Genomic DNA, 24,576 nt, shown 5'->3' on the forward strand with positions numbered 1-24,576 from the left:
GCGACCTCGAGTTTCCCTTCCCATGACCGTGGGACAAACTCCTGCACACTTTCATCACGTGACGTCTGGGCAGGCCATGCGGTGATTGCACCGACCCCCCGGCCCAGAAGTTCCGGCACCGCCGTCACCACTCGCACAAAAAGGCAAAGCTTCCGAATGCGTCGTGGAACACGCCGCCGAGGTGGTCTGCACCACGGCGGATATATGCGCTCCGGCACACTGGAGGTCATATCTCCGCGCCGGGATCCCGAGTGCGGCGTATTCGGGCATATGCCCGTGAGTCGCCGCGGCATTCGGGTCGATGCCGAGCCGTGCGAGAACGCCCCACGGGGACGGTGAGGCCTCCGGGGGCGGCGGCTCCGGAGCGCGCCTGCGGTCAGCGACCGTCGCCGGTGGACAGCTCGGCGATCGCCTTGCGGATCCGCTTGTCCGAGACGGTCTGCTTGGTGCCGAGCTGCTGGGCGAACAGGCTCACGCGCAGCTCCTCGAGCATCCAGTCGATCTCGCGGGCGTCGGGCTGGGCGCGCCGACGGGGCGAGAGCTTGGCCCGCTCGGTGTGCCAGTAGTTCGTCAGATCGGCGATCTGCCAGGCCAGCTGCTCGTCGCGGCGCGGGTTCTCCGGCAGCTTCTCCAGGCGGATCGCATCGGCTTCGAGGTACCGGCGCAGGTCAGGCAGGTGATCGATGCCGGTGCGGGAGATGAACCCGTCACCGAGCAGCGAGGCGGCGTGCTCTCGGATCTGCGTGAGGTGGGAGAGCACGGCCAGGGACGGGACCCGGCTGAGCTCCTTGTGCAGGCGCGCGCTGACGGCGAGGGCCGAGGCGGCATCCTTCACCGCCTGGGCGGCCAGAGCGTCGTGCTCGCTGCGCACCCGGTCCAGCAGCTGGTCGTACTCGGCGCGCGTGCGCACCTGGGCCTCACCCGCCAGATGCGAGGTGGCGGCGCGGGACGCGTCGGCGAGCATCGACGCCGTCGAGGAGTAGTCGGAGCCGGAGACGGCGAGCTTGGTGGGGTTGGGCAGCGCGTTCAGCACGGACGAGAGATCCGCACCCAGCTCGCGGTCCAGCAGCGCGATCACGCCCTCGCGATGGGCGAGTGCCTGTTCGTCGGCGGTGGTCAGCACCGCCAGGTCCACGCGCTCGAGCCGCCCGTCGGCGCCCCGCCGCGCCACGAGGGAGGGGTACCCGGTGACCTTGAGCCCGCCGACGGTGGATTCGTGGACGGCCGGGATCCCCTGCTCGGGGAACGTGGGCAGATCGGTCCGGGCGAGGTCATCGCCCTGGGACGAGACGGAGGCCTCGACCCGCTTCTGCAGTCGCTGCTTCAGAGCCTCGAGGTCATCGCCCGAGCCGATCTCGCGGCCCTTGGAATCGACCACTCGGAAATGCATCCGTAGGTGGGCCGGCAGCTTGGTGAGGTCGAACTCCGGTCCGTACAGCGGGAGGTCGTCGGGGACGCCCGGCAGGTCCACGAGTTCGTCGGCCGCGGCCTCGACGAACGGCTCACCGCTGTCGGGATCGTCGTCGTGGAGTTTCGCGGCCACCGCCTTCGCCCGCTCCGGAGCCGGGACGAGATGGCGACGGATCTGCTTGGGCAGGGAACGGATCAGCTCGGTGACCAGCTCCTCGCGCATCCCCGGGACAAGCCAGTCGAACCCGCGCGGTTCGAGGCGGTTCAGCACTGCCAGCGGCACGGTGGCGGTGACCCCGTCGGCGCCCTTCGCACCGAGCTCGCCGAAGGAATAGCTCAGCGGCAGGGTGATGTCGCCCTGGACCCAGGTGTCGGGGAAGTCCGCGCGGATCGCCTCGGTGACATCCTCGTCCGCGGCCAGCAGGTCCCCTTCGGTGAGGGTGAGCAGGTCCGGGGTCTCGTGGCGCTGCTTCTTCCACCAGGAGTCGAAGTGCCTACCGGAGACGACGTGAGCGGGGATCCGCTCGTCGTAGAAGCGGAACAGCTGCTCGTCCGAGACCAGGAGATCCCGGCGGCGGGTCTTGGCCTCGAGCTCCTCCAGGTCGCTGATCAGGGCGCGGTTGTCACGGAAGAAGTGGTGGCGGGTGCGCCAGTCCCCCTCGATCAGCGCGTTCTGGATGAAGATCTCGCGGGCCGCGACCGGGTCGATGCGGCCGTAGCCGACGACGCGATCGGCGACGAGGGGCACCCCGTACAGGGTGACCTTCTCGTGCGCCATGGCGCTGGCACGCTTGGAGGACCAGTGCGGGGCAGAGTACGAGCGCTTGACCACGTGCGCGCCCGTCTCCTCGGCCCAGGCGGGATCGATGCGGGCGGCGGTGCGGCCCCACAGGCGGGAGGTCTCCACGAGCTCCGCGACCATCACGTAGTCGGGGCGCTTCTTGGCCAGCGCGGATCCCGGCCACACGGCGAACTTCGCGCCGCGGGCGCCGCTGTACTCCCGGGTGCGCTCGTCGTGGAGGCCGACGTGGGAGAGCAGCCCGGCCAGCAAGGACTGGTGGATGGCCTGCGGGGAGGCGTCGTTGTCGTTCGCCGAGAGATCGACGTCCTTGGCCATGTCCCGCAGCTGGGAGTGCAGATCCCACCATTCGCGGATGCGCAGGTAGTGGAGGTGCTCGGCGCGCACCTCGCGGCGGAACGCGCTGCCGGAGAGCTCCTTGCGGCGCGCCTGGAGATGGTTCCACAGGTTCAGAAAAGCCAGGAAGTCGCTGGTCTCGTCCTCGAAGCGCTTGTGCTTCTCCTTCGCCTGCTGCTCCTGGCCGAGCGGCCGCTCACGCGGATCCTGGATGGACAGTGCCGCCACGATGATCAGCACCTCGCGCAGGGCGCCCAGACGGTGCGCCTCGATCAGCATGCGGGCCATCCGCGGATCCAGCGGGAAGCGGGCGAGGGTGCGGCCGACGGAGGTCAGCTGCCGCCCGCCGGGCTGATCGGGGGCGGCTTCGAGGGCGCCGAGCTCGTCGAGCAGACGCACGCCATCGGTGATGGCGCGGGAAGCGGGCGGCTCGACGAACGGGAAGGATTCCACGTCCCCCAGCCCGAGGCTGGTCATCAGCAGCACGACGGAGGCGAGCGAGGTGCGCAGGATCTCCGGTTCGGTGAACTCGGGCCGTCCCTCGAAGTCCTCTTCGGAGTAGAGGCGGATCGCGATGCCGGGGGCGGTACGGCCGGAGCGGCCGGAGCGCTGGTTCGCGCTGGCCTGCGAGATCGGTTCGATCGGCAGGCGCTGGACCTTGGTGCGCTGGGAGTAGCGGGAGATGCGGGCCAGGCCCGAGTCGATGACGTAGGTGATGCCCGGGACCGTCAGCGAGGTCTCGGCGACGTTGGTCGACAGGATGATCCGACGGTAGGTGCCCGAAGGCGGCGGGGAGAAGATCTTCTGCTGGTCCTGCGCGGACAGCCGCCCGAACAGGGGCAGCACCTCGACCGGCAGGGCGCTGCGGCCCCTCGTGCCGCGATCGAGGTGCGTGCTCAGGGCATCGGAGATCTCGCGGATCTCGCGCTCTCCCGGGAGGAAGACGAGCATGTCGCCGGGGCCCTCGGCGGCGAGTTCGTCGACGGCGTCGATGACGGCCTGGGTGAGGTCGCGCTCGATCGAGTGGACGTCCTCGAGCTCGTCGTCCTCCTCGACCTCCGCCTCCAGCACCAGCGGCCGGTAGCGCACCTCGACCGGGTAGGTGCGCCCGGAGACCTCGATGATCGGAGCCGGTTCCGTCTCGCCGGAGGGTAGGCGCTGCCCGAAGTGCTCGGCGAAGCGCTCGGGGTCGATGGTCGCCGAGGTGATGATGACCTTGAGATCCGGGCGCTGCGGGAGGATCTGCCGCAGGTACCCGAGGATCACGTCGATGTTCAGCGAGCGCTCGTGGGCCTCGTCGATGATGATCGCGTCGTAGCGCTTCAGCAGCCGGTCGCGGCCGATCTCCGCCAGCAGGATGCCGTCGGTCATCAGCTTCAGCCGGGTGCCGCGACCGGTCTCACGGGTGAAGCGGACCTGGAAGCCGACGGTCCCCTCCCCCAGCTTCTCGCCCATCTCGCTCGCGATGCGCTGGGCGACCGAGCGCGCGGCGATGCGTCGTGGCTGGGTGTGGCCGATCAGGCGCTTGCCCTGCCCGTAGCCGAGCTCGAGCAGCATCTTGGGGATCTGGGTGGTCTTGCCGGAGCCGGTGGCGCCCGCGATCACGACGACCTGGTTCTCGCGGATCGCCGTCATGATGTCCTCGCGGCGCCCGGAGACGGGCAGCTCGGCGGGATAGGACAGGCGCGGGCCGGCGGCGGTGGAGGGCGTGGTCATGGCGCCTCCACTCTACGGGGCGGAAGGCCTGCAGGCCCTCGTGATTTTCGTCGGCCCGTCGACGCCTCGACCCGCGAGCAGCCGCCGCGCGCCGGGATGCCCCGACGCGGTCTACCATCGACGGGCGGGCCCGCGGCGGCGGGCCATGACCCGAGGAGGACTGCTGCCGCGATGATGCGTGCCCTGCGCAAGACCGAGCCCGGCCCGGGCCTGACCATGGTGGAGCTGCCCGAAACGGAGTGCGGCCCCTGGGACGTGAAGATCCGCGTGCTGCGCGCCGGCATCTGCGGCACCGACCTGCACATCCTCAGCTGGGACTCCTCGGCCGAAGCCATGTGCGACACCGTCCCCTTCACGCCCGGCCACGAGTTCTACGGCGAGGTCACCGCGGTCGGCGAGGAGGTCAGCGACGTGCGGGTCGGCGACCGGGTCTCCGGGGAGGGCCACGTGGTGTGCGGGACGTGCCGCAACTGCCGCGCCGGGCGCAAGCAGATGTGCATCCGCACCCGCTCGGTGGGCGTCCAGCGCGACGGCGCGTTCGCCGAGTACGTCGTGGTCCCGCACCTGAACGTGTGGGTCCATGAGCACGACGCAGGCACCGAGGTCATCACCCCGGAGCTCGGAGCGGTGTTCGACCCGTTCGGCAACGCCGTCCACACGGCCCTGAAGTTCCCCCTGATCGGTGAGGACGTCCTGATCACCGGCGCGGGGCCGATCGGTCTGATGGCGGCTGCCGTCGCCCGCCACGCCGGCGCCCGCTACATCGCGATCACCGACCTGCACGAGCACCGCCTCGAACTGGCGCGCTCGATGGGCGTGGACCTGGCGGTCAACGTCGGCCGCACCACCATGACCCAGGCGCAGCGGGAGCTGGGCATGAAGGAGGGCTTCGACGTGGGCCTGGAGATCTCCGGCCAGCCCAGCGCCCTGCAGGAGATGATCGCCAACATGAACCACGGCGGCCGGGTCGCGCTGCTCGGGCTGCCCTCGCGGCACTTCGAGCTGGACTGGACCACCGTGATCACCCACATGCTCACGCTGCAGGGCATCTACGGGCGCGAGATGTTCGAGACCTGGAACGCGATGAGCGCGATGATCTCGACCAGCCCCCTGCTGCGCGAACGCGTTCTGGCGACCGTCTCGGACGTGCTGCCCGCCTCGCAGTGGGAGCGCGCCTACGACATCGCCGGGTCCGGCAGCGGCGGGAAGGTGCTGCTGGACTGGGAGAACCTCGACTGACGTGCCGCTGAAGAGCGGCCGAGAGATAGGGAGCACCGTGTACTCGGACCTCAAGGACCAGCTGACCGCCGAGCTCGCCGAGATCGACGAGGCCGGCACGCTCAAGCGTGAACGGGTGATCTCGAGCCCGCAGAGCAACCGCATCACCGCCGGCCCGCTCGGGCAGGAGGGCGCGGAGGTGCTGAACTTCTGCGCGAACAACTACCTGGGCCTGGCCGATCATCCGGAGATCATCGCGGCCGCGAAGCGAGCCCTGGACGAGCGCGGATTCGGCATGGCCTCGGTACGGTTCATCTGCGGCACGCAGGATCTCCATCTCGAGCTCGAGCGCGCCGTGTCCGGATTCCTCGGCACCGAGGACACCATCCTGTTCTCCTCCTGCTTCGACGCCAACGGCGCCGTCTTCGAGCCGTTGTTCGGCGCGCAGGACGCGATCATCTCCGATGAGCTGAACCACGCCTCCCTCATCGACGGCATCCGGCTGTCGAAGGCCGCTCGCTACCGGTACCGCAACGCCGACCTGGAGGATCTGCGCGCCCAGCTCGAGGCGACGCGGGCCCAGAACGATGGCACGGGCGCACGGCGCACCATCATCGTCACCGACGGGGTGTTCTCGATGGACGGCTACCTCGCGCCGCTGCCGGGCATCTGCGACCTCGCCGACGAGTACGGCGCCCTGGTGCTGGTCGACGACTCCCATGCCGTCGGGTTCATGGGAGCCACCGGCGCCGGCACGCCCGAGCACTTCGGGGTCTCCGACCGGATCGACCTCTACACCGGGACCTTCGGCAAGGCCCTCGGCGGGGCCAGCGGCGGCTACGTCTCCGGGCGGGCCGAGATCGTGGCGCTGCTGCGGCAGAAGGGACGGCCCTACCTCTTCTCGAACTCTCTGGCCCCCTCGATCGTCGCCGCGACCCTGACCGCGCTCGAGCTGGTCGAGGGCAGCGCGGACCTGCGGGCGACGCTGATGCGCAACACCGAGCTCTTCCGGCGCCGGATGAGCGAGGAGGGCTTCGACCTGCTCGAGGGCGAGCACGCGATCGTCCCGGTGATGTTCGGCGACGCCGCGCTGGCCGGCCGGATCGCCGACGCCATGCTCGAGCGCGGCGTCTACGTCACGGCGTTCTCCTACCCCGTCGTCCCCCGGGGCAAGGCCCGCATCCGCGTGCAGCTCTCCGCTGCTCACAGCGAGGCCGACGTCGAGGCCGCCGTGGCCGCGTTCGTCGACTCCCGGGCGGCGGTGCAGGGCTGACCGTCCCCGGCAGGACGTTCCCGCGGGAACGCCTCGGCAGCCTCACGGATCGTTCCCGCGGGAACGTCTCGCCGCGGTCGTGGCCCCTGAGCGGGCGCCGGGCTCCACGTGCCACGGGCTCGTGGTCCCCGGGTCAGCCCTCGTAGTGCGCCGCGCTGCCGTACAGAGGCTCGGTGAAGGCGGAGACCTGGTCACTGCGGTCCCCCGCCTGCAGCTGGTAGGTCACGAACGCCCCGAACCCGTCGGCCGCCGTCCGCTCGGCCAGGTCCCGCACGAACGCCGGTTCGTCCGAGCCGGAACCGGGGGTGAGGTCGACGGCTGCCGCTCCGTAGCGATCGCGCGGCAGGCCCGGCACCGGGTACTCGCGGTACGCCCCGTAATAGGGATTCCACGCGTAATCGATCATGTCGCCGACGCGCACGCCCTGGTACTCCTGGCGCTCGGCGGAGGGCCCGATGACGTAGAACGTGATCAGCCGGTTCGGCAGTCGCTTGCGCAGAGCCTGGACGAAGTGCACGAAGGAGTGGTCGTTGGGCTGACCGGTCCCGTTCTCGCCGTACCGGGACCACTCGTCATCGATGTCCACGCCGTCCAGCCCGTACCGGCGCACCGTCCCGGCGACCTGCTGGGCGAAGCGGTCCGCGGCGGCCCGGTCCGGGAAGTTCGCGAAACCCGCCCCCTGGTGATTGCCCAGCAGCGAGAGAACTACCTTGATCCCCTTCTCCTGCAGCGGGCGGATCGTGGTCTCGGCCTCGTCGAGCACGTGCTGCACGTTCTCGTTGCAGTGGAGGTAGGCGGAGGTGCCGTCGTAGTTGATGTTGGCCGCGAAGATGGAGGCGATGTCGAAGGCCGCGGTGCCGTCATCGAGGGTGTACGCGCCGGCGTTCTCCAGATTGTTGTGGTTGACCTCGATGTAGGCGACCGAGGCGATGCGGCCCGGATCCCGACGCGGCGGGGCGGCGAGGGCGGGCGCGGAGAGCGCCGCGCCTCCGAGGGCGACTCCCCCCAGTCCGGCGAGCAGTGTTCGGCGATGCAGCATGGGAACGATGACCTCTCGACGTGTCCGACCGGTCCGCGGCAGCGCGGCGGTCCCGGCGCGATGGGTGGAAGCACAGTAGCAACCGCGCGCGAGAGCGTTCCCGCGGGAACGTCTCCGCGCCTCCGCTCAGCTGTACTGAGTGGCCAGCCCCTTGTCCTTGGCGGCGTGGAAGGCCTCGTGCCGATCGTCCCGCAGTTCGATGATCTCGGTAGCCCGGTCGTTGCGGCCGTCGACGATGACCACGTAGGTGACCGGCTCGTCCTCGGGCCAGTACGCCTCGAGGGTCTGCTGCGTGTGCTCGGTGGCGTCCCGGACCTCCAGCGGGGTGTATACCGCCGGGTCGCCGGTGGACAGGCGGCGCCAGGCCTCCCCCGGGTCCTCGCGCAGGTCGAGCATCAGGGTCTCGAGCGGCCGGCCGTCACGCAGCCGCCACACTCGGTTGCGCCCCGCCAGCCACAGCATCGTCGCCGGGGAGCCCACGAGCAGCACGCCGGCACCGATCACCAGGGGCCACATCCCCTCCACCAGGCCCCAGATCACCAGCGCGAGCATGATGACGGCGGAGAGCAGGGCATTGAGGAGGAAGAAGCGCGACTGCGGGTGCGTGGCGAGCTCGAAGCGGTCGGGGCGGCTGGCGAGTGCCGGGTCACCGGGGCGGGGCATGAACGTCTCCTGGTCGAGTGAGTAGTCCTCCGCGGCAGTGTAGGGCCGGGCGAGGCTCGGGGAGGCTGATTCCGCCCGATCGACTCAGCCCTGCTGCTGGGGGTACTTGCCCTCGGCGGCGATCCGCTTGTTGAGCTCGGCGAGGTACTCACTCTCGTCGAAATCCAAGGGCACCTCGCGCCCGGTCCAGGCCGAAAGGTGGATCGCGTTGGCCAGGCGCACCCCATGGATGCCGTCGGAGCCGGGAGCGAGCAGATCCTCTCCGAAGAGCACGTGGCGGGCGAAGTTCTCCAGCACGCCGGCATGCTGGCCGCCCCAGACCGAGGAATCCTCGATCGTCTCGGTGCTGACCAGGTCGCCCTGCCCGGCGGTGTTCCCGCGCATCAGCTCGCGGGCGCTCTCGGGGGTGGTGGCGTCGGAGATCTCCTTCTCGCTCTTGGCGTAGCGGTGCACGGTGGCCGTCTTCGATCCCTCGACGAGGATCTTGCCGCGGCTGCCGAGGATCTCCAGCCGGTCGGTCCCCTTCATGTCGTGGGTGCAGGTGATGAAGGTGCCGGTGCGGCCGTCGCCGTAGTCCACCAGCGCCGTGACCTCGTCCTCGACGGCGATGTCGCGGCGGAATCCGAAGCCGGCCTTGGCGAACACGGACTTCGGGATGCCGCAGATCCACTGCCACAGGTCCAGCTGGTGCGGCGACTGGTTCACGAGGACCCCGCCGCCCTCTCCGCCCCAGGTGGCGCGCCACGCGGACTGCTCGAAGTAGCCCTGCGGACGCCACCAGGTGGTGATGATCCACGTCGAGCGCAGCACCTCACCGATCTCGCCGGCCTCCACGATCTCCTTGATGCGCCGGTACAGCGGGTTGTTGCGCTGGTTGAACATGATCGCGAACGGCACCTCCGGGTGCGCGGCCGCGACCTCGTTCATCCTCCGCACCTGGCTCGTGTGCACGGCGGCCGGCTTCTCCACCAGGGTCGGAAAGCCTGCCTCGATCGACGTGATCGCGGCCGCGGGGTGCTCGTAGTGCGGGATGGTCGTGACGACCGCGTCGACGGACCCCGAGGCGAGCATCTCGTGCAGGGTCGCGAACGTCGGCACCCCGGGGTGCGTCTCGCTCGCCGCGGCACGTGCTGCCGGATCGGTGTCGCTCAGGGCGCCGAGGCTCATGTGCGGCACGAGACCCTCGGCGATGAACCGCGCGTAGGCGGAGCCCTGCGTGCCCGTTCCGAGGATGCCCAGGCGCACCACCGGCTCGGTTCGGGGGGCTTCCGCACCGGAAGTGGACGTCGTCGTCATGTGCTGCGCCTTTCATCTCGCCTCTGCCGCAGCGACCGGAGCAGGCCGCCATCAACCAGAGTCCTGCAGGACTGACCCGAGACTGGGGTCACATCGCAGGATTCCACAGCAGTTGCACGCCGTTGCACGGGCAACCTGCGGCAAACCTCCGATATGACCCGCGCCACTGGATACCGTGGCGGCGATGAGCGGCGGTCGGACCGCCGTCCCCGGGCGATGCGGCCCGGACCGACCCAGGAGGTTCCCATGGCACGAATCGGCATCCAGCTCATGATGCTCAAGGACCACGTCGCCCGCGACGGCATCACGGCCGTCCTGGAGCGCGTGAAGAACACCGGATTCCAGGTCGTGGAGGTCTCGCAGATCCCGATGACCGAGGACAACGTGGCCGGCATGGAGGCCGCGCGCGAGAGTCTGGGCATCGAGTACGCCGCGATCTCCGGCAAGACGTCCGTCCCCGCCGGCAGCGACGACCTCAGCCTCGCCGAGAACTTCGATCGTCATATCGAGGATGCGCGGCGCCTGGGCACCTCTCTGATCCGCATCGGGATGATGCCGCGGGAGGCGATGCGCTCCCGCGACGCCCTCCTGGCCTTCTGCCGGGAGGCCGACGACTACGCGCGGCGCCTCGCGGACGAAGGGCTCAGCCTCAGCTATCACAATCACCACGTCGAGTTCGCCATGATCGATGGCACGACGGTGCTCGACATCATCCGCGAGCAGGCCCCGCATCTGCGCTTCGAGATCGACTGCCACTGGGTCCAGCGCGGCGGGCGGGATCCTGAGCGCACCCTGGCGGCTTTCGAGGGCGTCCTCGACCTCGTCCATCTCAAGGATTACCGCATCGTGCTGCCCGGTCAGGAGCTCTTCGACCGGCTGGACAGCGGCGACGGCGCCGCCTGGGGCGAGTACTGGGCCCGCGACATCGTCCAGTTCGCAGAGGTCGGTCAGGGCACGCTGGACTGGAAGCCGGTCATCGAGCAGGGCATCGCCTCCGGCGCGCAGCACCTGCTGATCGAGCAGGATCAGACCTACGGGCGAGACATCTTCGAGTCGCTGGCGATGAGCCGGGCCCACCTGGTCGAGCTCGGCTACGAAGAGCTCATCACCGGCTGACGGCGAGGCTGGCCGAAGGGCATGCGAGCAGGGCATGAGAGCCGGGCATGAGAAAGGCCCCCTCCCCCGCACGTCAGTGCAGGTGAGGGGGCCTTTCATCGTGAGTGCAATGGTGGAGACGGCGGGAATCGAACCCGCGTCCGATAGTGCGGAGCGAGGGCTTCTCCGGGCGCAGTCCGTAGTAACGCTTTCTCAGTCCCGACGCTCGCACGGACACGTCGTCGGCGGACTCAGTCACTCTGAGTTGTTCACCCGACCCCGATGACGAGGGCCGGAAGCAGTGGCTCCTTAGATGATGGAACGACCCGGGTCAGGAGCAAGCCCGGGGTTCCAGACTGCTATCGCTGATCAGGCAGCGAGAGCGAAGTCAGTGCGCTTGGGTTCGGCACTTATTGGTTTCCAGAGGACATTAACGAGATGACTCTGGGTTCTCGACCCGCTTCCCCTCGCTGGACAACTACCGTCGAAACCGATCGTCCCCCAGCGTGGGTGGCAGCACAGATTGTGACGGCCTCGAAGGCCGCCCATGCACTCACTCTGCAGTTGTCAAACACCCACGAACGACGGGTCTCCCCGTGCGTCGTGCATCTACTCTACAGGGCCCAACCCCGCAGCCGAAGAGTTTATTCCTCAGCTCACGGCGAACTGCGGCCGGGCTGGACGGCGCAGCCGAGCCCGCGAGACGATACGGCGATGATCGGGTTCTCGGCGGCAGGCGTGCAGGTTCGGCTCGACGACGACACCCTGCGGGAGGTCGTGGAGGATCCGACGGCATTGGCCCAGTGGTGCGCGTCGAACCCGGAGGATCCCCGCACAGCCGCCTACCTGCGGATGCTCGGCCGGCTCGAGGAGGCCGCCGTCGCGGCACGCCGGAGTCTCGAGAGCACCGGCCTCCCACCGCTGGTCCGAGCCGTCCGGCGGGTGCGCTACGGGCACGTCCTGCAGTGGCAGGGGGCCTTCGTCCCCGCCGAGGAGCAGTTCGACCTCGCCGCGGAGGAGACGGGGCTCGACGATCCGACGTCCCCGTCGTCGCTGTCGGTCCTCGCCTCCGTCTTCCAGCACCGTGCGAAGTGCCGGTTCGAGCATGCCGCGCACGAGCTGGCGGCCGACCGGCCGCGTGCCGCGGGGATGCTGAGACAGCGTGCGCTCGAGGACGCCCGGCGTGCTCTGCTGATGCGGGAGAACCTCAGCGGTACCGATGACGCATCCTTGGACGCCAGCCGGCAGGTCGTCGCGCGGCTCGAGCGCGCTGACTGAGAGCAGCGGAGATCAGTCCTCGTCACCGGCGGCATCGGCCTCGGCGACGTCCAGCGCGACCAGCAGGCCGGGCTCCGAGTCGAGGTACCACACGCCCATCGCCTCGGCCCCGAAGGTCACCTCGGGGTCGTGCTCCCAGGCGACGGTGCACTCGACGGGCTCGGTCGATCCTGCCGGCAGCGGCTCGGAGCATTCCGGGGCGACCATGGGTGCATCCAGCACCCCGTAACCGTTCTGGCTGTTGACCGTGGACTCGACCGTGGCGGCGAGTTCGTCGGCGGGGACCTCCTCCGCGTTGAACATCGAGCCCTGGCCGACGCCGACCAGGTTGCTGCCCTGATCCGTAAAGACCTCGAGGGCGTCGTCGGACGGGGGTTCGCCCACGCTGACCAAGAGCGCCGGCGAGCCGGCGGGATCGTACCCGGAGGGCGCCCGGACGGCCATGACCGTCAGGTCCTGCTGCCCGTCCAGGCCTTCGATCGCGAACTCCGCGGTGCAGTCGACGGACGCCCCGTCCTCGTAGGTGAGGTCCCCGTCGCACGAGGGTTCGGATGCCCCGTCGACCGCGGTGTGGTCGGCGAGGATCTCCGCGATGTCTCCTGCTGCGGCGCTCCAGGTCTCCTGGTCCGTGTCGACCACGTCCGAGACGCCGTCGACGATATACAGCACTGCGGGTGGGCGGTTCATCGCCGCGCCACCGGCCCCGTCCCCGTCGGAGGGCTCCGCGCCCTCCTCTCCGTCCGACGGCTCGGTGTCCTCGCCGCTCGCAGCGGGGTCCTGGCCATCGCTGGCCGAGGTTCCGTCGTTCGAGGTCGGGGCCGCGTCCTCGCCGGCTGATGTGCAGGCGGCGCTGGTGGTTGCCAGCGCCAGGGCAGCGGCGGCGACCAGAGCTCGACGCAGGGGCAGGCTCGAACGCATGGACAGGCCTCTCGTGATCGACCGCAGGAAGATCCGCGATGCATCGGTGGCGTCGGTGATCACCGACACATCGCGACGCTATCCAGCGGACACGATCAAAGTCAAAAGAGGGTAAAGCCTCGCGTCAGGCGAGCTCGGCTCAGGCGAGCTCGCGTCGCCGCATCGCGCGCTCGGCCTCACGCATGTCCTGCTTCTCGCGCAGCGTCTGGCGCTTGTCGTACTCCTTCTTGCCGCGTGCCAGGCCGATGAGCACCTTGGCATGCGATCCGAGGAAGTACAGCTCCAGCGGCACGATCGTGAATCCCTTCTCGCGGGACTTGCTCGCCAGCTTCACGATCTCCTGCTTGTGCAGCAGCAGCTTGCGCTTGCGGCGGGTGGCGTGGTTCGTCCAGGTGCCCTTCACGTACGGCGCGATATGCACAGCGTCCATCCACACCTCGCCGCCGTCCACGTAGCAGTAGCCGTCGACCAGAGACGCTCCCCGCTCACGCAGCGACTTCACCTCGGTGCCCGTCAGCGCGATCCCGGCTTCCCAGGTGGCATCGATGAAGTAGTCGTGACGTGCCCGCTTGTTCGAGGCGATGAGCTTCTTCTCGGGACCGTCGGCCGTGCCGGTCTTCTTCGCCGCAGCCTTCTTCGCCGCCATGATGTCCCTCCGACCTGCCATCGATCCACTGTGCATGCCCGGCTGCGCTCTGGGTGCAACCGGACGTCCCAGCTTACGCCGTGGCGTCTGTGCGACGCGAGCGAATATGGCCGGTCAGTCACGCCCGGCCGGAGGGCCGGGCCGATCGGGCCGGAACCGCCGCCTGAGCTTCCGGGCCGACGGGACGCCTCACATGTACTTGGTGGGATTGACGGCGTTGCCGTCCTCATGGATCTCGAAGTGCAGGTGGCAACCCGTCGAGGAGCCGGTGGTGCCCACGTACCCCACCGTGTCCCCGGCGGAGACCTGCGCGCCCACGGGCAGGGCGTAGCTCTGCAGGTGGTGGTAGGAGCTGGTGATCAGGTGGCCGTTGTGGATGCCGTGACTGAGGATGATCTTGTTCCCGGCCCCGCTGTTCCAGGTGCGCTGGATGACGCGCCCGGAGTGGGTGGCTCCCACCGGGGTTCCGCAGGCCGACGGGAAGTCGACACCGGCGTGGAGCTTGCGGGTGCCGTAGATGGGGTGGACGCGCCAGCCGAAGTTCGAGTTCAGTCGGCCGCCGACCGGGTGCTGCCAGGCGCCGCCGGTGTTCGCAGAGCCGCTGGAGGAGTCGCCTCCGCTGCTCTGTGCCTTCTGCTGCGCCCGCTCCTCACGCTCGCGCTCCTGCTGCGCGAGCTCCTCGATCTCGTCGTCCAGCGTGCTGCTGCGCGTCTCGAGCTCGGACTCCTGGTCCTCGTACTCGGTCTTCTTGTCCTCGAGCTCGTCCCGCTGGCGCTTCTGGTCCGCGTAGAGGTCATCGAGGTCCTGCTTCGCCTGCGCGGCCTCATCCTCGGCGTCCTCGCGGCGCTGGACGGCCTCCTCGGCCTCCTGCTTGAGGTCGTCGATCTCCTCGCGCACCGCGGTGAGCCGGTCCGCCGAGTTCTCGGTGACGGACTGGTCGGTGCGCAGCGTGTCCAGCCGCGACCCCTGCGAGGAGAGCGTCAGCCGGTAGTTCATCGAGCGGTCGACGGTGTCCTGCGGCTCCTGCCCGCCGACGTAGACGCTGGAGGGGTTGGGGACGCCGCCCCCCTTGTACGCGGCGATCGCGACCTCGGCGAGTTCCTCATCGCTGCGGTCGACCTCTTCCTGACCGGACTTGACCTCGCCCGAGAGCTCTTCTTCCTCCTCCTGGGCCGCGTCCAGCCGCTCCCCGGTCTCGCGGTCCTCCTCGCGCGCCGCTTCCAGCTCCTCCTGAGCATCCTCGAGATCCTGCTGAGCCTGAGGGATCAGCAGCTCGGTCTCGGCGAGCGCGAGGTAGGTGTCGGCCAGGTCCTCGTTGACACCTTCGAGTTCGAGGCGCAGGTCCTCGAGCTGCTGATCGACCTCCTCGCGCTCGGCGATCTTCTCGTCCTTGTCCCCGTCGGCCGCGGCCGGCGGGAGAGGGGACAGCAGCGGGACGAGGGCCAGGGCCGCGACCGCGAGGAAGCCGGCCGGACGCCGCAGGATGTTCTGGGACATGCTCACACCTTCAGATAGCGGTTCAGGGAGACCACGGACGAGGCGATGGACAGGACGGCGCCCAGCGCGATCAGGATCGGTGCGGCCCAGATCAGGTCCTCGGCGCCGACCGTGACGAGCTGCTGACCGAGGGTCGGAGCGAGCCAGCCCTGGACGATGTAGTGCAAGCCGACCCAGAGCATCCCGGAGGCGATCACCCCGCCGATGATCGCGGCGACGGCTCCCTCCAGCAGGAACGGCAGACGGATGAAGAGGTTGGAGGCGCCGACCAGGCGCATGATCGCGATCTCCCGGCGCCGGTTGGCGACGGACATGCGAATCGTCGTGGCCACCAGCAGCAGGGCGGCGATGAGCATGAGAACGGCCAGTCCCAGCGCGAACATGGTCGACTGGTTCAGCACGTCGATGAATGGCGCGAATGCGCTGAGCAGGTCGGTGACCTCGTCGACGCCGTCGCGGCCCTGGAAGAACTCGACCACCGCAGCGGATTCATCGGCGTTCTCGAGGGTGATGTGGAAGGAGACGGGCATGTCCTCCGCGGTGAAGTTGGAGACGAATCCCTCCCCCGCGAACTGCTCCTGGTAGATCGACAGCGCCTCGTCCTGACTGCGCTCGGTGTACGAGGAGATGTACGGGGAGAGCACATCGCCCTCCAGCGCCTGCCGCACGGAGTCGATCTGCGCATCGGTCGCCGCGCCACCGGCGCACGAGGAGGAGGTCGAATGCGGCGAGCACAGGAAGATCGTCACCTGGGACTGCTCGACCAAGGTCGACTTCATGTCCATGATCTGCTTCTGCATCAGCAATCCGGTGCCGACGAAGGTCAGCGAGACCGCGGTGACGATGACGACGGAGATGACCATGGCGATGTTCCGCCACAGGCCCGTGAAGATCTCGCCGAGGATGTACCGCGCCCTCATCGCCGCCTCCCCTCGTCCTCGTGCTCATGCTCGTGTCCGTCCTCGGCGAAGGGATCCTCCTCCTGGGCGCGGCGGGCGTCGCGCTCGTCGATCAGCTCCTCCTCCAGGACGTCGCCGGAGCGCGCGTCCTCACCGGTCGCCATGGCGTCATCGCTCAGCGAATGCTCGCCGCGACGACTGGAGTCGTCCGGCAGGTTGCCGGAGATGACGCTGTGGGGCACGACGGTCTCGTACAGCCCGGCAGCCTCGTCGCGAACCACCCTGCCGCCGACCATCTCGACCACGCGGCGACGCATCCGGTCCACGGCCGCCTGGTCGTGCGTGGCCATGACCACGGTGGTGCCGCGCTCGTTGATCTCGGCGAGCAGGTCGAGGATTCCTTCGGCGGTCGAGGGGTCGAGGTTGCCGGTGGGCTCGTCGGCAAGCAGGATCGAGGGCCGGTTCACGTAGGCGCGAGCGATGGCCACACGCTGCTGCTCACCACCGGAGAGTTCGTGGGGCATCCGACGCCCCTTGTCCTCCAGGCCCACCATCTCGAGCATCTCGGGGACCAGGCGGCGCACGACCTTGCGAGGCGTGCCGATCACCGCGAGGGCGAATTCGATGTTCTGGTAGGCCGTCTTCGAGGGCAGCAGCCGGAAATCCTGGAAGACCATGCCGATATCCCGGCGCAGGGACGGCACCTTCCATGACGGGATGCGCGAGAGGTCCTTGCCGGCCACGTACACCGTGCCGCGGCTGGGCGCGGTCTCCTTGAGGACCATCCGCATCATGGTCGACTTCCCGGATCCGGAGGCCCCGACCAGGAACACGAATTCCCCGCGGGTGAACTCGATGTCGAGATTCTCCACCGCGGGGTGCTGACCTCGCATGTACGTCTTGGTGACGTTGTCGAAACGGATCACGGGAGCCTGTCACATCGGGGGAACGTGGTGCCGTTCCAGAGTAGGGCCGCACTGCCGCGACGCGCCGCAGGCGCGATGAGCTGACGAGTCAAAACCTGGTCAAAGGCGGGTGCGGGCGCTCACCGTCGCCGATCCGGGGCCTCACCGGCCCGGGCAGCTGACCGGCCCCGTACAGCTCGCCGGGCCGGTGGAGCCCGTCGGTCCGGTGGATCTCGTCGGGCTCGGGGCAGGCGGCGGGTCTGCCCGCCTCAGTCGGCGAGCTTGCCCTGCTCGGCGCGCCAGCGGATGCCCGCGTCGATGAACTCGTCGATCTGCCCGTCGAACACTGCGGAGGGGTTGCCCTCCTGGTGCTCGGTGCGCAGGTCCTTGACCATCTGATACGGGTTCAGCACGTAGGAGCGCATCTGGTCGCCCCAGCTGGCCTTGACGTCGCCGGCCAGCTCCTTGCGCTCGGCGGCCTCCTCGGCCTTCTTCAGCAGCAGCAGCCGCGACTGCATGACGCGCAGGGCGGCGGCGCGGTTCTGGATCTGGGACTTCTCGTCCTGCATCGAGACCACGGTGCCGGTGGGGATGTGGGTCATGCGGACTGCGGAGTCCGTCGTGTTCACGGACTGCCCGCCGGGGCCGGAGGAGCGGAACACGTCGATCTTCAGTTCGTTCTCGGGGATCTCGATGGAGTCGGTGGACTCGATCAGCGGGATCACCTCGACGGCGGCGAACGAGGTCTGGCGGCGGCCCTGGTTGTCGAAGGGGCTGATGCGCACCAGGCGGTGGGTGCCGCCCTCGACGGAGAGGGTCCCGTAGGCGAACGGAGCGGTGACCTCGAAGGTGACGGACTTCAGCCCGGCCTCCTCCGCGTAGGAGGTGTCCATCACCTTGGTCGGGTAGTTGTGGCGCTCGGCCCAGCGCAGGTACATGCGCATGAGCATCTCGGCGAAGTCCGCCGCGTCCACCCCGCCGGCGCCGGCGCGGATGGTCACCACGGCGCTGCGCTCGTCGTACTCGCCGGAGAGCAGGGTGCGCACCTCGAGCTCGTCGAGGGTGCGGTGGATCGAGGTGAGTTCGCGCTCGGCCTCGGCGAGGGTGTCGGCGTCGTCCTCCTCCTCGGCGAGCTGGACCATCACCTCGATGTCCTCGATGCGCTGGGACAGCTCGCTGATGCGGCGCCGCTCGGACTGGGCGTGGGAGAGATTCGAGGAGACCCGCTGCGCGTTCTCGACGTCGTCCCAGAGGTCCTGGGCCGAGGCCTGCTTCTCCAGGTCGGCGATCTTGGCGTCGAGCGCCTCGATGTCGGTCACCTGCTCGATCGACGACAGGGTCGACCGCAGACGGGGGATCTCTTCGGAGAAGTTGATGGAAGCCACGAGGGGTGAGTCTACGGCAGAGGTCCGGATCGGGCCGAGGCGATCGCCCTGTTCAGCAGTGTCCGCCGTGATTCATGTCCTGCCCGGCTCCGCATCCGGCGCCGAGCTCGCGTCCCCGTCGCCGGAGTCGGAGACCGAGCCGCTGGACAGCCATCCTCCGACGTCGCGGCCCACCTCCACCAGCCATACCGGCGCATTCTCCATCGCCTGCTGCGCCGAGCCGGCCCGCGAGAGCAGGTCCCAGGCCCGGGTGATGCCCGCCTCCCGCAATTCGTGGGCACTCAGGGTGATGGCACCGGCCACGGCGGCCACGGGCAGGCCTCTGTCCCGGGCGCGGCGCGCGACCTCGGCGGGCCCCTTGCCCTGCAGGGTCTGTGCGTCGAGTTTTCCCTCGCCGGTGATCACGACGTCTGCGCGTTCCAGGAGGCCGTCGACCCCGGCCAGCTCGAACACGGCGTCGGCTCCGGAGCGCTGCTCGGCGCCCAGCAGGAACAGGGCGTACCCGGTCCCGCCCGCCGCGCCGGCCCCGGGCAGGTCGAGACGGGTGTGCTCAGGGTCCAGCAGGGCTGCGGCGCGGGCCAGGATCCCGTCGGCGTGTTCGATGTCCGCGGCCGAGAGGCCCTTCTGCGGTCCGTAGACGGCGGCAGCGCCGTCCGGCCCCAGCAGGGGGTTGGTGACATCGCTCGCCGCGACGAGGGTGACGCCGTCGAGAGCGGCGCGCGCCGGGCCGAGATCGACCGAGGCGAGGGTGGCCACGCCGTCGAGGCCAGGGCCGATCTCGAGCCCCGCGGAGGTGCGCAGGCGTGCCCCGAGGCCTTGCAGCATCCCGGCTCCGGCGTCGGTCGAGGAGCTCCCTCCGAGGCCGACGGTGATCGTGCGAGCTCCGGCGTCGACGGCCGCGAGGATCAGCTCGCCCAACCCCCTGGTGGACGCGGTGCGCGGTGCGAGCGTCCCGCCCAGCAGGGCGCGCAGGCCGACGACCTCGGCGAGCTCGACCACGGCATCGTCCCCGTGCAGTGCCCACTGCGCCGGGCGCAGCTCGCCGGTCGGTCCCGTCGCGGTGGTGATGCGAGGCTGCGCACCGGCGGCGATGGCGGCGTCGACGGTGCCGTCCCCGCCGTCGGCGATGGGGCAGCGCAGAACCGTCGCTCGGGGTGCCGTCTCGGTGATCCCGAGGCTGAGGGCGTCCGCGACGTCGGCGGCGCTAAGGCTTCCCTTGAACTTGTCCGGGGCGATGAGAACGGTGGGGGCGGGAGGTCGGGGCGGCACGGCGGTCATCGGGCTCTGGCTTCTCCTTCGACTCTCAGGGGGATGGACGTCCCGGTCCCCCGGGTGAACCATCCCACCAGAGGCGGGTTCGTGGTCGCGACCAGCGTGACCCGGACCGTGCCGTCCGCATCGACCGAGACGTCCGCGACGTGCAGGTCCTCGGTCCGGTCGCTGCGCAGCGGATAGTCGCGCAGCTGGTCCTGCGCGGCCCGGCGCGCGGAGCCGGCATGGATGGCCGCGCCGTCATCGGGATCGTAGATGCGGGCGGGGTCGACCGCCTGGGACGCGGCCAGGGCCGCGCTGTCCGCGGCGTCCTGGAGCCCGTTGCGCTCGAGATGGACCCCTGTGACCGCTGCGCCGACGCCGGTCACCATCAGGATGACCACCAGCACTCCAGTGGTCAGGACGGTCATCGATCCTCTCGCATCCCGCAACCGGGCGGCGAGGCATGTGCCCGGGCCCGTCCGGCCGTGCCCCGCCATCAGGACCCCGCCCGGTACCGGTCGACCTGGACGGCGTGCGCTGCTCCCACGGCGACCGGGCCGTCGTTGCCGAGCACCGGGCCGAGCCCTGGCACCTGGACGGGGATCCGCACCTGTGCGGTCACGGTCCCTCCCGGCGTCGCGCACGGGTCCTCGCTGCAGCTGATCTCCACCACGTCGCTCGCGGCGAGCCGGTAGTCCCCCAGCACCAGCGCAGCGTGCTCTTCGCTGCGGGCCGCCGCGACCCGGGGGTCGGACTGGGTCGCGTGGATGCGGGCAGCGTCCCGTGCGATCGTGTCGGCTGCGAACACAGCGGACTGGACCGAGCCGAGTGTGAGCACGAGATAGAGCGACGGGATCAGGAGAGCTGCGGCGAGCACGACGAATTCGACCAGAGCGTTGCCGTCCTCGTCGGCCGGCCGGCCGACGCTCACCACGATTCCTCGTCGATCGAGCGGCCCTGGACGGTGAGGCCCGCAGACGGTCCGAAGAGCCCCACCAGCGGCAGTTCCGCGGTGACCTCGACGTGGATGGTGCCGTCGGGGTCCTGGACCGCGGTGGACTCCGCCTCGAGTGCTGAGCCGAAACGATCCTCGATCAAGCGCTCCGTGCGATCGGCACCGTCCTGGGGCGTCGAACCGACCAGAGCGGCGTGGTGCGCTCCCTGCACGGCTGCGTCGATGAGCGTGTTGCGGGTGTGGACGATGAGTGCAGCCTGGACGACTCCCAGCGCGATCATGATCACCAGCACGGCGACCATGGGGAACTCGGCCACCGCGGCGCCGTGCTCTGCTCGCAGCCGCTCCGCCACGTGCTGCCGAGGGCGTGCAGAACGGCCCTGCCGTCGGTGCGAGGGCAGGTCAGGGAGAGAGCGGGCCGAGGCGTTCACGCTGGTGAGAGTTCGCTCTGGTCGGTCACATGGACCCGTCGAGGAACGGGGCCATGGCGTTCTGGAAGATTTGGACGATCTGCTCGGAGGCGACGGCCCACAGCGCCACCACGATGCCGGCAGTCATCAGCGTGATGAGAACCCAGCCCGGTACGTCCCCGCGTGTGGAGCTGAGCCGGGCGAGCAGCCGGGCGGTGAGCGTGGGCCGGCTCCGATCGACCTGGGGGCCCGATCGCGGGATCGCGCGGGTGGGGTCGCTTTCGCAGGCCGGGCGGGCGCGGCGGTGAAGCGTGGTGCGGTGGATGGTCATGCGTGCCTCCTCGGGCTGGGCCGGGCAGAGCGCCCGGATGGGATGACGGATGGGAAGTCAGTCGTCGGGCTCAGGCGCTTGACCTGAACGGCGGATGGGTGGCGGCAGGCCCCGGAGGCGGTCACAGCGAGATCTCCAGCACGGCGAGGCCCGGGAAGATGGCGAAGACGATCACCAGGGGAAGCACGAAGAACACGACGGGCATCAGCATGTAGATCTCGCGCCGGCCCGCGGTCTCCATGAGCTCGCGTTTGGAGGACTCACGGGCATCCTGCGCCTGGGCGCGCAGCACGTCGGCCAGAGGCGTCCCACGCTCGATGGCGATCGAGACACCTTCACCGAACCGCCCCAGCGATGGCAGCGGCGTACGAGTGCCCAGCGAGGTGAGCGCCTGGGAGATGGTCGTGCCGGCCCGGATGTCGGCGACGGTGGCGGCGAACTCGTCCGGCAGGGCTCCGGAGGAGGTGCGGGCGACACGCTCCATGGCGGCGATCGGGCTCTCCCCGGCTGCCACCGCGAGGGCCAGGAGATCGGCGACCGTGGGGAACTCGCGGATCATCCGCGAGGCTCGGCGCTTGATCTCGACGCCCAGGAGGTAGTCCCGCAGCAGCACTCCGCTGAGCGCGCCGAGTGCGACGATCAGAAGCCCCAGCAGCGGACTGGCCCCGCGCAGGCCGATGGCGCCGAGGGCGAGGACGATCCCGGCCGCCAGGCCGATCACTCCGAAGACGACCTGCTCGATGCGGAACGAGTCGGCAGAAGCGCGTCGCCCGGCCAGTCGCAGGCGCCGCTCGAGCTGGTCCGCTCCCCCGGTGAGACGTTCGAGAACGCCGAGGACCCGGTGGGCGACCGGCCCCAGCAGGTTCTCCGCGACGATACGGGCACGACTGGTCGCAGCCGGTGCCTCGAACAGCGATGTGGACCGTGAACTGCGGAGGTAGGGGTCGATGCGCGCCGCCAGGTCGCGCGAGCGGAGCCACGGAAGCTGCCCGGCCACCAGCGCCAGGCCCATGCCGAGCACCAGGCCCAGTGCCGCGCCGACCAGTACAGTTCCGGATCCGGTCATCGCAGCACCCGCTCATCCTGCGGCAGTCGCGCGATCTGGATCATGATCCGGTAGGCGACCAGGGAGACCGCCGCACCGACGAGGATCATCACCATCCCCATCGGGGAGTCGTAGGCCTGCGCCGCCTGCGGCCTGGTCGCCATCAGCGCCAGCACCACCCACGGGGCGGCGAGCGCGAGACGTGCCGCGTTGACCGTCCAGGACTGGCGGGCCTCGAGCTCGGCCCGCGTCCGGGCGTCCTCCCGCAGGAATGCGGCGAGGGTGCGCAGAAGACCGCCGAGGTCCGTGCCGCCGACGTCGCGCGTGATCCGCAGCGCCTCGACGATGCGGTCGCCGACGGGGTCTGCCAGGCGCACCTTCAGCCGATCGAGACAGGCGGCGAAGTCGCCGCTGGCCTGGTAGTCCAAGGAGAACTCGACGAAGGCGGGGCGAAGCTCCTCCGGACCCTTGCGGCTGAGCTGGACGAGGGCTTCAGGCAGCGAGAGCCCGGCGCGGATAGCGGAGTTGATGTGGTCGACTGCCTCCGGCCACACTTCGCGCATCGCCGTGGCGCGACGGCGGGCAGCGGAGTGCAGCAGCACCGGGGGAAGAATCATGGTCGCCGTCCCGATCGTCACGGAGGGGACCACGGCGGCGGAGACGGCCCACAGCGCGGCCGCGACCACCAGGCCGAGGCCTGCGCTGAGTGCGGGCACCGCGGCCGGCGGGACGGACGCGAGGCCGACGGCGATGAGATCGTCGCGGACCCGTTCTGTCACGGCAGTGACCAGACCGCGACGGGTCGGGCGGGAATCCTGCTCCCACAGCGACCACCAGATCGCCAGCAGGCCGAGCCCGAGGACCAGCCCGAGGAATGCGCCGTCGCTCATGCCGCCTCCGCACGCCCCAGCAGTGCCGTCAGATCGAAGCCGGCACGTGCGAAGCGGTCCGGATGCGGCGGGCGTCCGTCCCCGCGCATGAGCCGATCGCCGCGCAGGGAGAACAGGTCGGAGACCTCGATGACGTCGTCCTCCACCCGTCCGCTGAGGCCGGCGATCTCCCGAACGCGACGACGGCCGTCGGCCATGATGTCCAGGTGCACCACGAGGTCGATGGCGCTGGCCACCGTGGGCACGACGAAACGACTGGAGACGTTCTCCCCGGCCAGCAGCGGCAGGGTGCACAGCTTGGTGACAGCGTCGCGGGCCGAGTTCGCATGTATCGACGCGAGACCCGGCAAGCCGCTGTTCAGCGCGATCAGCATGTCCAGCGACTCGGCCTCGCGCACCTCGCCGACGATGACGCGGCTGGGGCGCATCCGCAGCGCCTCCTTCACCAGACGCCGCATGGAGATCTCCCCCGTCCCCTCGAGGTTCGCCTGGCGGGTCTGCATGGCGACCACATCGCGAAGCCCGAGGTCGAGCTCGAAGACCTCCTCGATGGTCACCACGCGCTCCCGTGCGCCCACGGATTGTGCGAGACAGCGCAGGAACGTCGTCTTGCCCGCGCCGGTAGCGCCGCTGGCGATGACGTTCAGGCCGGAGGCGATGGCCGCGTCGAGGAAATCTGCCGCCTGGGGCGTGAGCGACCCCAGTGCGACCAGCCCCTGCAGATCCTGTGCCTTCGCGACGAACTTCCTGATGTTGATCGCCCAGTGCGTGCGGGTCACGCTCGGGATCACCACGTGCAGGCGCGAGCCATCGGGCAGCAGCGCGTCGACGAAGGGGGTGCTCATGTCCAGCCGGCGGCCGGAGCTGACGAGCATGCGTTCGACGATCCCGCGCACCTCGGCGTCCCCCAGGACGATGGTGGTCAGCTCACTGCGGCCGTTGCGGGCGCAGAACACCTGGCTGGGCGAGTTCAGCCAGATCTCCTCGATGGTCGGATCATCGAGCATCTCCTGGAGCGCGCCGAAGCCGCCGATCCTCGCGGCGATCTCGGCGACCGTGGAGTCATCGCCGTGCAGTACGGGCACCTCGCCGGAGGATGAGCGCCGGTCGTAGTCGGCGACCACCTCGCGGATCAGCGGCTCGAGCTGGTCGGCGTGCGCATCGAGGCCGCGGCGGCGTATCAGCTCGCGCGACTCGCTCTCGATGATGGTGGCGGCATCCATCCAGTCCCCTCCCGGCCCCGTGTCCCCGGACCCCTCGTCCCCGGCCCGGTGTGTGCTGCATCTCGCACACGACCGCCACTGTATGCATGAAGGCA

22 protein-coding genes and 1 other RNA gene are annotated in these 24,576 nt (G+C 69.8%); 4 read left to right on the top strand and 19 right to left on the bottom strand.

Annotated features, from left to right (window positions below; all coding sequences use genetic code 11):
- Window positions 1-376: 376 nt before the first annotated feature.
- Window positions 377-4,261, bottom strand: a complete 3,885-nt coding sequence (hrpA, locus tag ACFQRD_RS13425; RefSeq protein ID WP_377017447.1) for an ATP-dependent RNA helicase HrpA — start codon at window positions 4,259-4,261, stop codon at window positions 377-379.
- A gap of 174 nt (window positions 4,262-4,435) precedes the next feature.
- Between hrpA and tdh the strand changes: the two genes are divergently transcribed.
- On the top strand, window positions 4,436-5,500 hold the full coding sequence (gene tdh, locus ACFQRD_RS13430) for an L-threonine 3-dehydrogenase (RefSeq protein ID WP_377017618.1): 1,065 nt from the start codon (window positions 4,436-4,438) through the stop codon (window positions 5,498-5,500).
- A gap of 37 nt (window positions 5,501-5,537) precedes the next feature.
- Window positions 5,538-6,752, top strand: coding sequence for a glycine C-acetyltransferase (locus ACFQRD_RS13435; protein WP_377017445.1), 1,215 nt, complete (start codon window positions 5,538-5,540; stop codon window positions 6,750-6,752).
- A 133-nt stretch (window positions 6,753-6,885) separates the two neighbouring features.
- On the opposite strand, the gene ACFQRD_RS13440 is transcribed toward ACFQRD_RS13435, so the two are convergent.
- The 3 genes from ACFQRD_RS13440 to ACFQRD_RS13450 form a co-directional block, all read right to left on the bottom strand.
- Complete coding sequence (locus ACFQRD_RS13440) at window positions 6,886-7,791, bottom strand: endo-beta-N-acetylglucosaminidase H (RefSeq protein WP_377017443.1); 906 nt, start codon at window positions 7,789-7,791, stop codon at window positions 6,886-6,888.
- Between the two features lie 126 nt (window positions 7,792-7,917).
- Window positions 7,918-8,454 (bottom strand): hypothetical protein, encoded by a 537-nt coding sequence (locus ACFQRD_RS13445; RefSeq protein WP_377017441.1) that lies wholly within the window; start codon window positions 8,452-8,454, stop codon window positions 7,918-7,920.
- 84 nt (window positions 8,455-8,538) lie between these two features.
- A complete protein-coding gene (locus ACFQRD_RS13450) occupies window positions 8,539-9,750 on the bottom strand; it encodes a Gfo/Idh/MocA family protein (RefSeq protein ID WP_377017439.1) in 1,212 nt (403 codons plus the stop codon).
- A gap of 246 nt (window positions 9,751-9,996) precedes the next feature.
- On the opposite strand from ACFQRD_RS13450, the gene ACFQRD_RS13455 reads away from it, so the two are divergent.
- The gene (locus ACFQRD_RS13455) at window positions 9,997-10,866 is read left to right on the top strand and encodes a sugar phosphate isomerase/epimerase family protein (RefSeq protein ID WP_377017437.1); all 870 of its coding nucleotides are present in this window, start codon (window positions 9,997-9,999) and stop codon (window positions 10,864-10,866) included.
- Between the two features lie 110 nt (window positions 10,867-10,976).
- Here the strand turns inward: ACFQRD_RS13455 and ssrA are convergent.
- Window positions 10,977-11,347, bottom strand: a transfer-messenger RNA (tmRNA) gene (ssrA, locus tag ACFQRD_RS13460).
- 212 nt (window positions 11,348-11,559) lie between these two features.
- Here ssrA and ACFQRD_RS13465 point away from each other — a divergent pair.
- Window positions 11,560-12,123, top strand: coding sequence for a hypothetical protein (locus ACFQRD_RS13465; RefSeq protein WP_377017435.1), 564 nt, complete (start codon window positions 11,560-11,562; stop codon window positions 12,121-12,123).
- 12 nt (window positions 12,124-12,135) lie between these two features.
- Here ACFQRD_RS13465 and ACFQRD_RS13470 read toward each other — a convergent pair whose 3' ends face one another.
- From ACFQRD_RS13470 to ACFQRD_RS13535, 14 genes are all read right to left on the bottom strand, one after another.
- The gene (locus ACFQRD_RS13470; RefSeq protein ID WP_377017432.1) at window positions 12,136-13,110 is read right to left on the bottom strand and encodes a hypothetical protein; all 975 of its coding nucleotides are present in this window, start codon (window positions 13,108-13,110) and stop codon (window positions 12,136-12,138) included.
- A gap of 70 nt (window positions 13,111-13,180) precedes the next feature.
- On the bottom strand, window positions 13,181-13,687 hold the full coding sequence (gene smpB, locus ACFQRD_RS13475) for an SsrA-binding protein SmpB (protein ID WP_377017615.1): 507 nt from the start codon (window positions 13,685-13,687) through the stop codon (window positions 13,181-13,183).
- A 189-nt stretch (window positions 13,688-13,876) separates the two neighbouring features.
- Entirely contained in the window at window positions 13,877-15,184 is a 1,308-nt protein-coding gene (locus ACFQRD_RS13480) for a murein hydrolase activator EnvC family protein (protein ID WP_377017430.1), read from the bottom strand.
- Window positions 15,185-15,186: 2 nt separating this feature from the next.
- Window positions 15,187-16,104, bottom strand: a complete 918-nt coding sequence (gene ftsX / locus ACFQRD_RS13485; protein ID WP_377017428.1) for a permease-like cell division protein FtsX — start codon at window positions 16,102-16,104, stop codon at window positions 15,187-15,189.
- A complete protein-coding gene (ftsE, locus tag ACFQRD_RS13490) occupies window positions 16,101-17,009 on the bottom strand; it encodes a cell division ATP-binding protein FtsE (RefSeq protein ID WP_377017426.1) in 909 nt (302 codons plus the stop codon). The genes ftsX and ftsE overlap by 4 nt, the downstream gene beginning before the upstream one ends.
- 248 nt (window positions 17,010-17,257) lie before the next feature.
- On the bottom strand, window positions 17,258-18,373 hold the full coding sequence (prfB, locus tag ACFQRD_RS13495; RefSeq protein ID WP_377017424.1) for a peptide chain release factor 2: 1,116 nt from the start codon (window positions 18,371-18,373) through the stop codon (window positions 17,258-17,260).
- Between the two features lie 72 nt (window positions 18,374-18,445).
- Window positions 18,446-19,651: a glycerate kinase gene (locus ACFQRD_RS13500; RefSeq protein ID WP_377017422.1), complete on the bottom strand. Its 1,206-nt coding sequence runs from the start codon at window positions 19,649-19,651 to the stop codon at window positions 18,446-18,448.
- Window positions 19,648-20,055 carry a pilus assembly protein TadG-related protein gene (locus tag ACFQRD_RS13505; protein WP_377017420.1) on the bottom strand — a complete coding sequence of 136 codons (408 nt, stop codon included), beginning with the start codon at window positions 20,053-20,055 and terminating at the stop codon, window positions 19,648-19,650. The genes ACFQRD_RS13500 and ACFQRD_RS13505 overlap by 4 nt, the downstream gene beginning before the upstream one ends.
- A gap of 68 nt (window positions 20,056-20,123) precedes the next feature.
- Window positions 20,124-20,558 carry a hypothetical protein gene (locus ACFQRD_RS13510; protein WP_377017418.1) on the bottom strand — a complete coding sequence of 145 codons (435 nt, stop codon included), beginning with the start codon at window positions 20,556-20,558 and terminating at the stop codon, window positions 20,124-20,126.
- A complete protein-coding gene (locus ACFQRD_RS13515; RefSeq protein WP_377017416.1) occupies window positions 20,555-20,899 on the bottom strand; it encodes a TadE family protein in 345 nt (114 codons plus the stop codon). Before ACFQRD_RS13515 ends, ACFQRD_RS13510 begins: the two co-directional genes overlap by 4 nt.
- A gap of 139 nt (window positions 20,900-21,038) precedes the next feature.
- Window positions 21,039-21,323, bottom strand: coding sequence for a hypothetical protein (locus ACFQRD_RS13520; RefSeq protein WP_377792898.1), 285 nt, complete (start codon window positions 21,321-21,323; stop codon window positions 21,039-21,041).
- A 121-nt stretch (window positions 21,324-21,444) separates the two neighbouring features.
- Window positions 21,445-22,389 (bottom strand): type II secretion system F family protein, encoded by a 945-nt coding sequence (locus ACFQRD_RS13525; RefSeq protein WP_377792845.1) that lies wholly within the window; start codon window positions 22,387-22,389, stop codon window positions 21,445-21,447.
- Window positions 22,386-23,258 (bottom strand): type II secretion system F family protein, encoded by an 873-nt coding sequence (locus tag ACFQRD_RS13530; protein WP_377792844.1) that lies wholly within the window; start codon window positions 23,256-23,258, stop codon window positions 22,386-22,388. Before ACFQRD_RS13530 ends, ACFQRD_RS13525 begins: the two co-directional genes overlap by 4 nt.
- Window positions 23,255-24,481 carry a CpaF family protein gene (locus ACFQRD_RS13535; protein ID WP_377792842.1) on the bottom strand — a complete coding sequence of 409 codons (1,227 nt, stop codon included), beginning with the start codon at window positions 24,479-24,481 and terminating at the stop codon, window positions 23,255-23,257. Before ACFQRD_RS13535 ends, ACFQRD_RS13530 begins: the two co-directional genes overlap by 4 nt.
- Between the last annotated feature and the right edge of the window lie 95 nt (window positions 24,482-24,576).

Origin of the sequence: Brachybacterium sp. GCM10030268 (assembly GCF_042666305.1) — a bacterium.
Classification (GTDB): Bacteria; Actinomycetota; Actinomycetes; order Actinomycetales; family Dermabacteraceae; genus Brachybacterium.

Excerpts from the sequence above, each read along its gene's own strand:
- hrpA (WP_377017447.1), bottom strand. The coding sequence starts at position 4,261 with ATGACCACGCCCTCCACCGCCGCCGGCCCGCGCCTGTCCTATCCCGCC.
- tdh (WP_377017618.1), top strand. The coding sequence starts at position 4,436 with ATGCGTGCCCTGCGCAAGACCGAGCCCGGCCCGGGCCTGACCATGGTG.
- ACFQRD_RS13440 (WP_377017443.1), bottom strand. The coding sequence starts at position 7,791 with ATGCTGCATCGCCGAACACTGCTCGCCGGACTGGGGGGAGTCGCCCTC.
- ACFQRD_RS13445 (WP_377017441.1), bottom strand. The coding sequence starts at position 8,454 with ATGCCCCGCCCCGGTGACCCGGCACTCGCCAGCCGCCCCGACCGCTTC.
- ACFQRD_RS13450 (WP_377017439.1), bottom strand. The coding sequence starts at position 9,750 with ATGACGACGACGTCCACTTCCGGTGCGGAAGCCCCCCGAACCGAGCCG.
- ACFQRD_RS13455 (WP_377017437.1), top strand. The coding sequence starts at position 9,997 with ATGGCACGAATCGGCATCCAGCTCATGATGCTCAAGGACCACGTCGCC.
- ACFQRD_RS13465 (WP_377017435.1), top strand. The coding sequence starts at position 11,560 with ATGATCGGGTTCTCGGCGGCAGGCGTGCAGGTTCGGCTCGACGACGAC.
- smpB (WP_377017615.1), bottom strand. The coding sequence starts at position 13,687 with ATGGCGGCGAAGAAGGCTGCGGCGAAGAAGACCGGCACGGCCGACGGT.
- ACFQRD_RS13480 (WP_377017430.1), bottom strand. The coding sequence starts at position 15,184 with ATGTCCCAGAACATCCTGCGGCGTCCGGCCGGCTTCCTCGCGGTCGCG.
- ftsX (WP_377017428.1), bottom strand. The coding sequence starts at position 16,104 with ATGAGGGCGCGGTACATCCTCGGCGAGATCTTCACGGGCCTGTGGCGG.
- ACFQRD_RS13500 (WP_377017422.1), bottom strand. The coding sequence starts at position 19,651 with ATGACCGCCGTGCCGCCCCGACCTCCCGCCCCCACCGTTCTCATCGCC.
- ACFQRD_RS13505 (WP_377017420.1), bottom strand. The coding sequence starts at position 20,055 with ATGACCGTCCTGACCACTGGAGTGCTGGTGGTCATCCTGATGGTGACC.
- ACFQRD_RS13520 (WP_377792898.1), bottom strand. The coding sequence starts at position 21,323 with ATGACCATCCACCGCACCACGCTTCACCGCCGCGCCCGCCCGGCCTGC.
- ACFQRD_RS13525 (WP_377792845.1), bottom strand. The coding sequence starts at position 22,389 with ATGACCGGATCCGGAACTGTACTGGTCGGCGCGGCACTGGGCCTGGTG.
- ACFQRD_RS13530 (WP_377792844.1), bottom strand. The coding sequence starts at position 23,258 with ATGAGCGACGGCGCATTCCTCGGGCTGGTCCTCGGGCTCGGCCTGCTG.
- ACFQRD_RS13535 (WP_377792842.1), bottom strand. The coding sequence starts at position 24,481 with ATGGATGCCGCCACCATCATCGAGAGCGAGTCGCGCGAGCTGATACGC.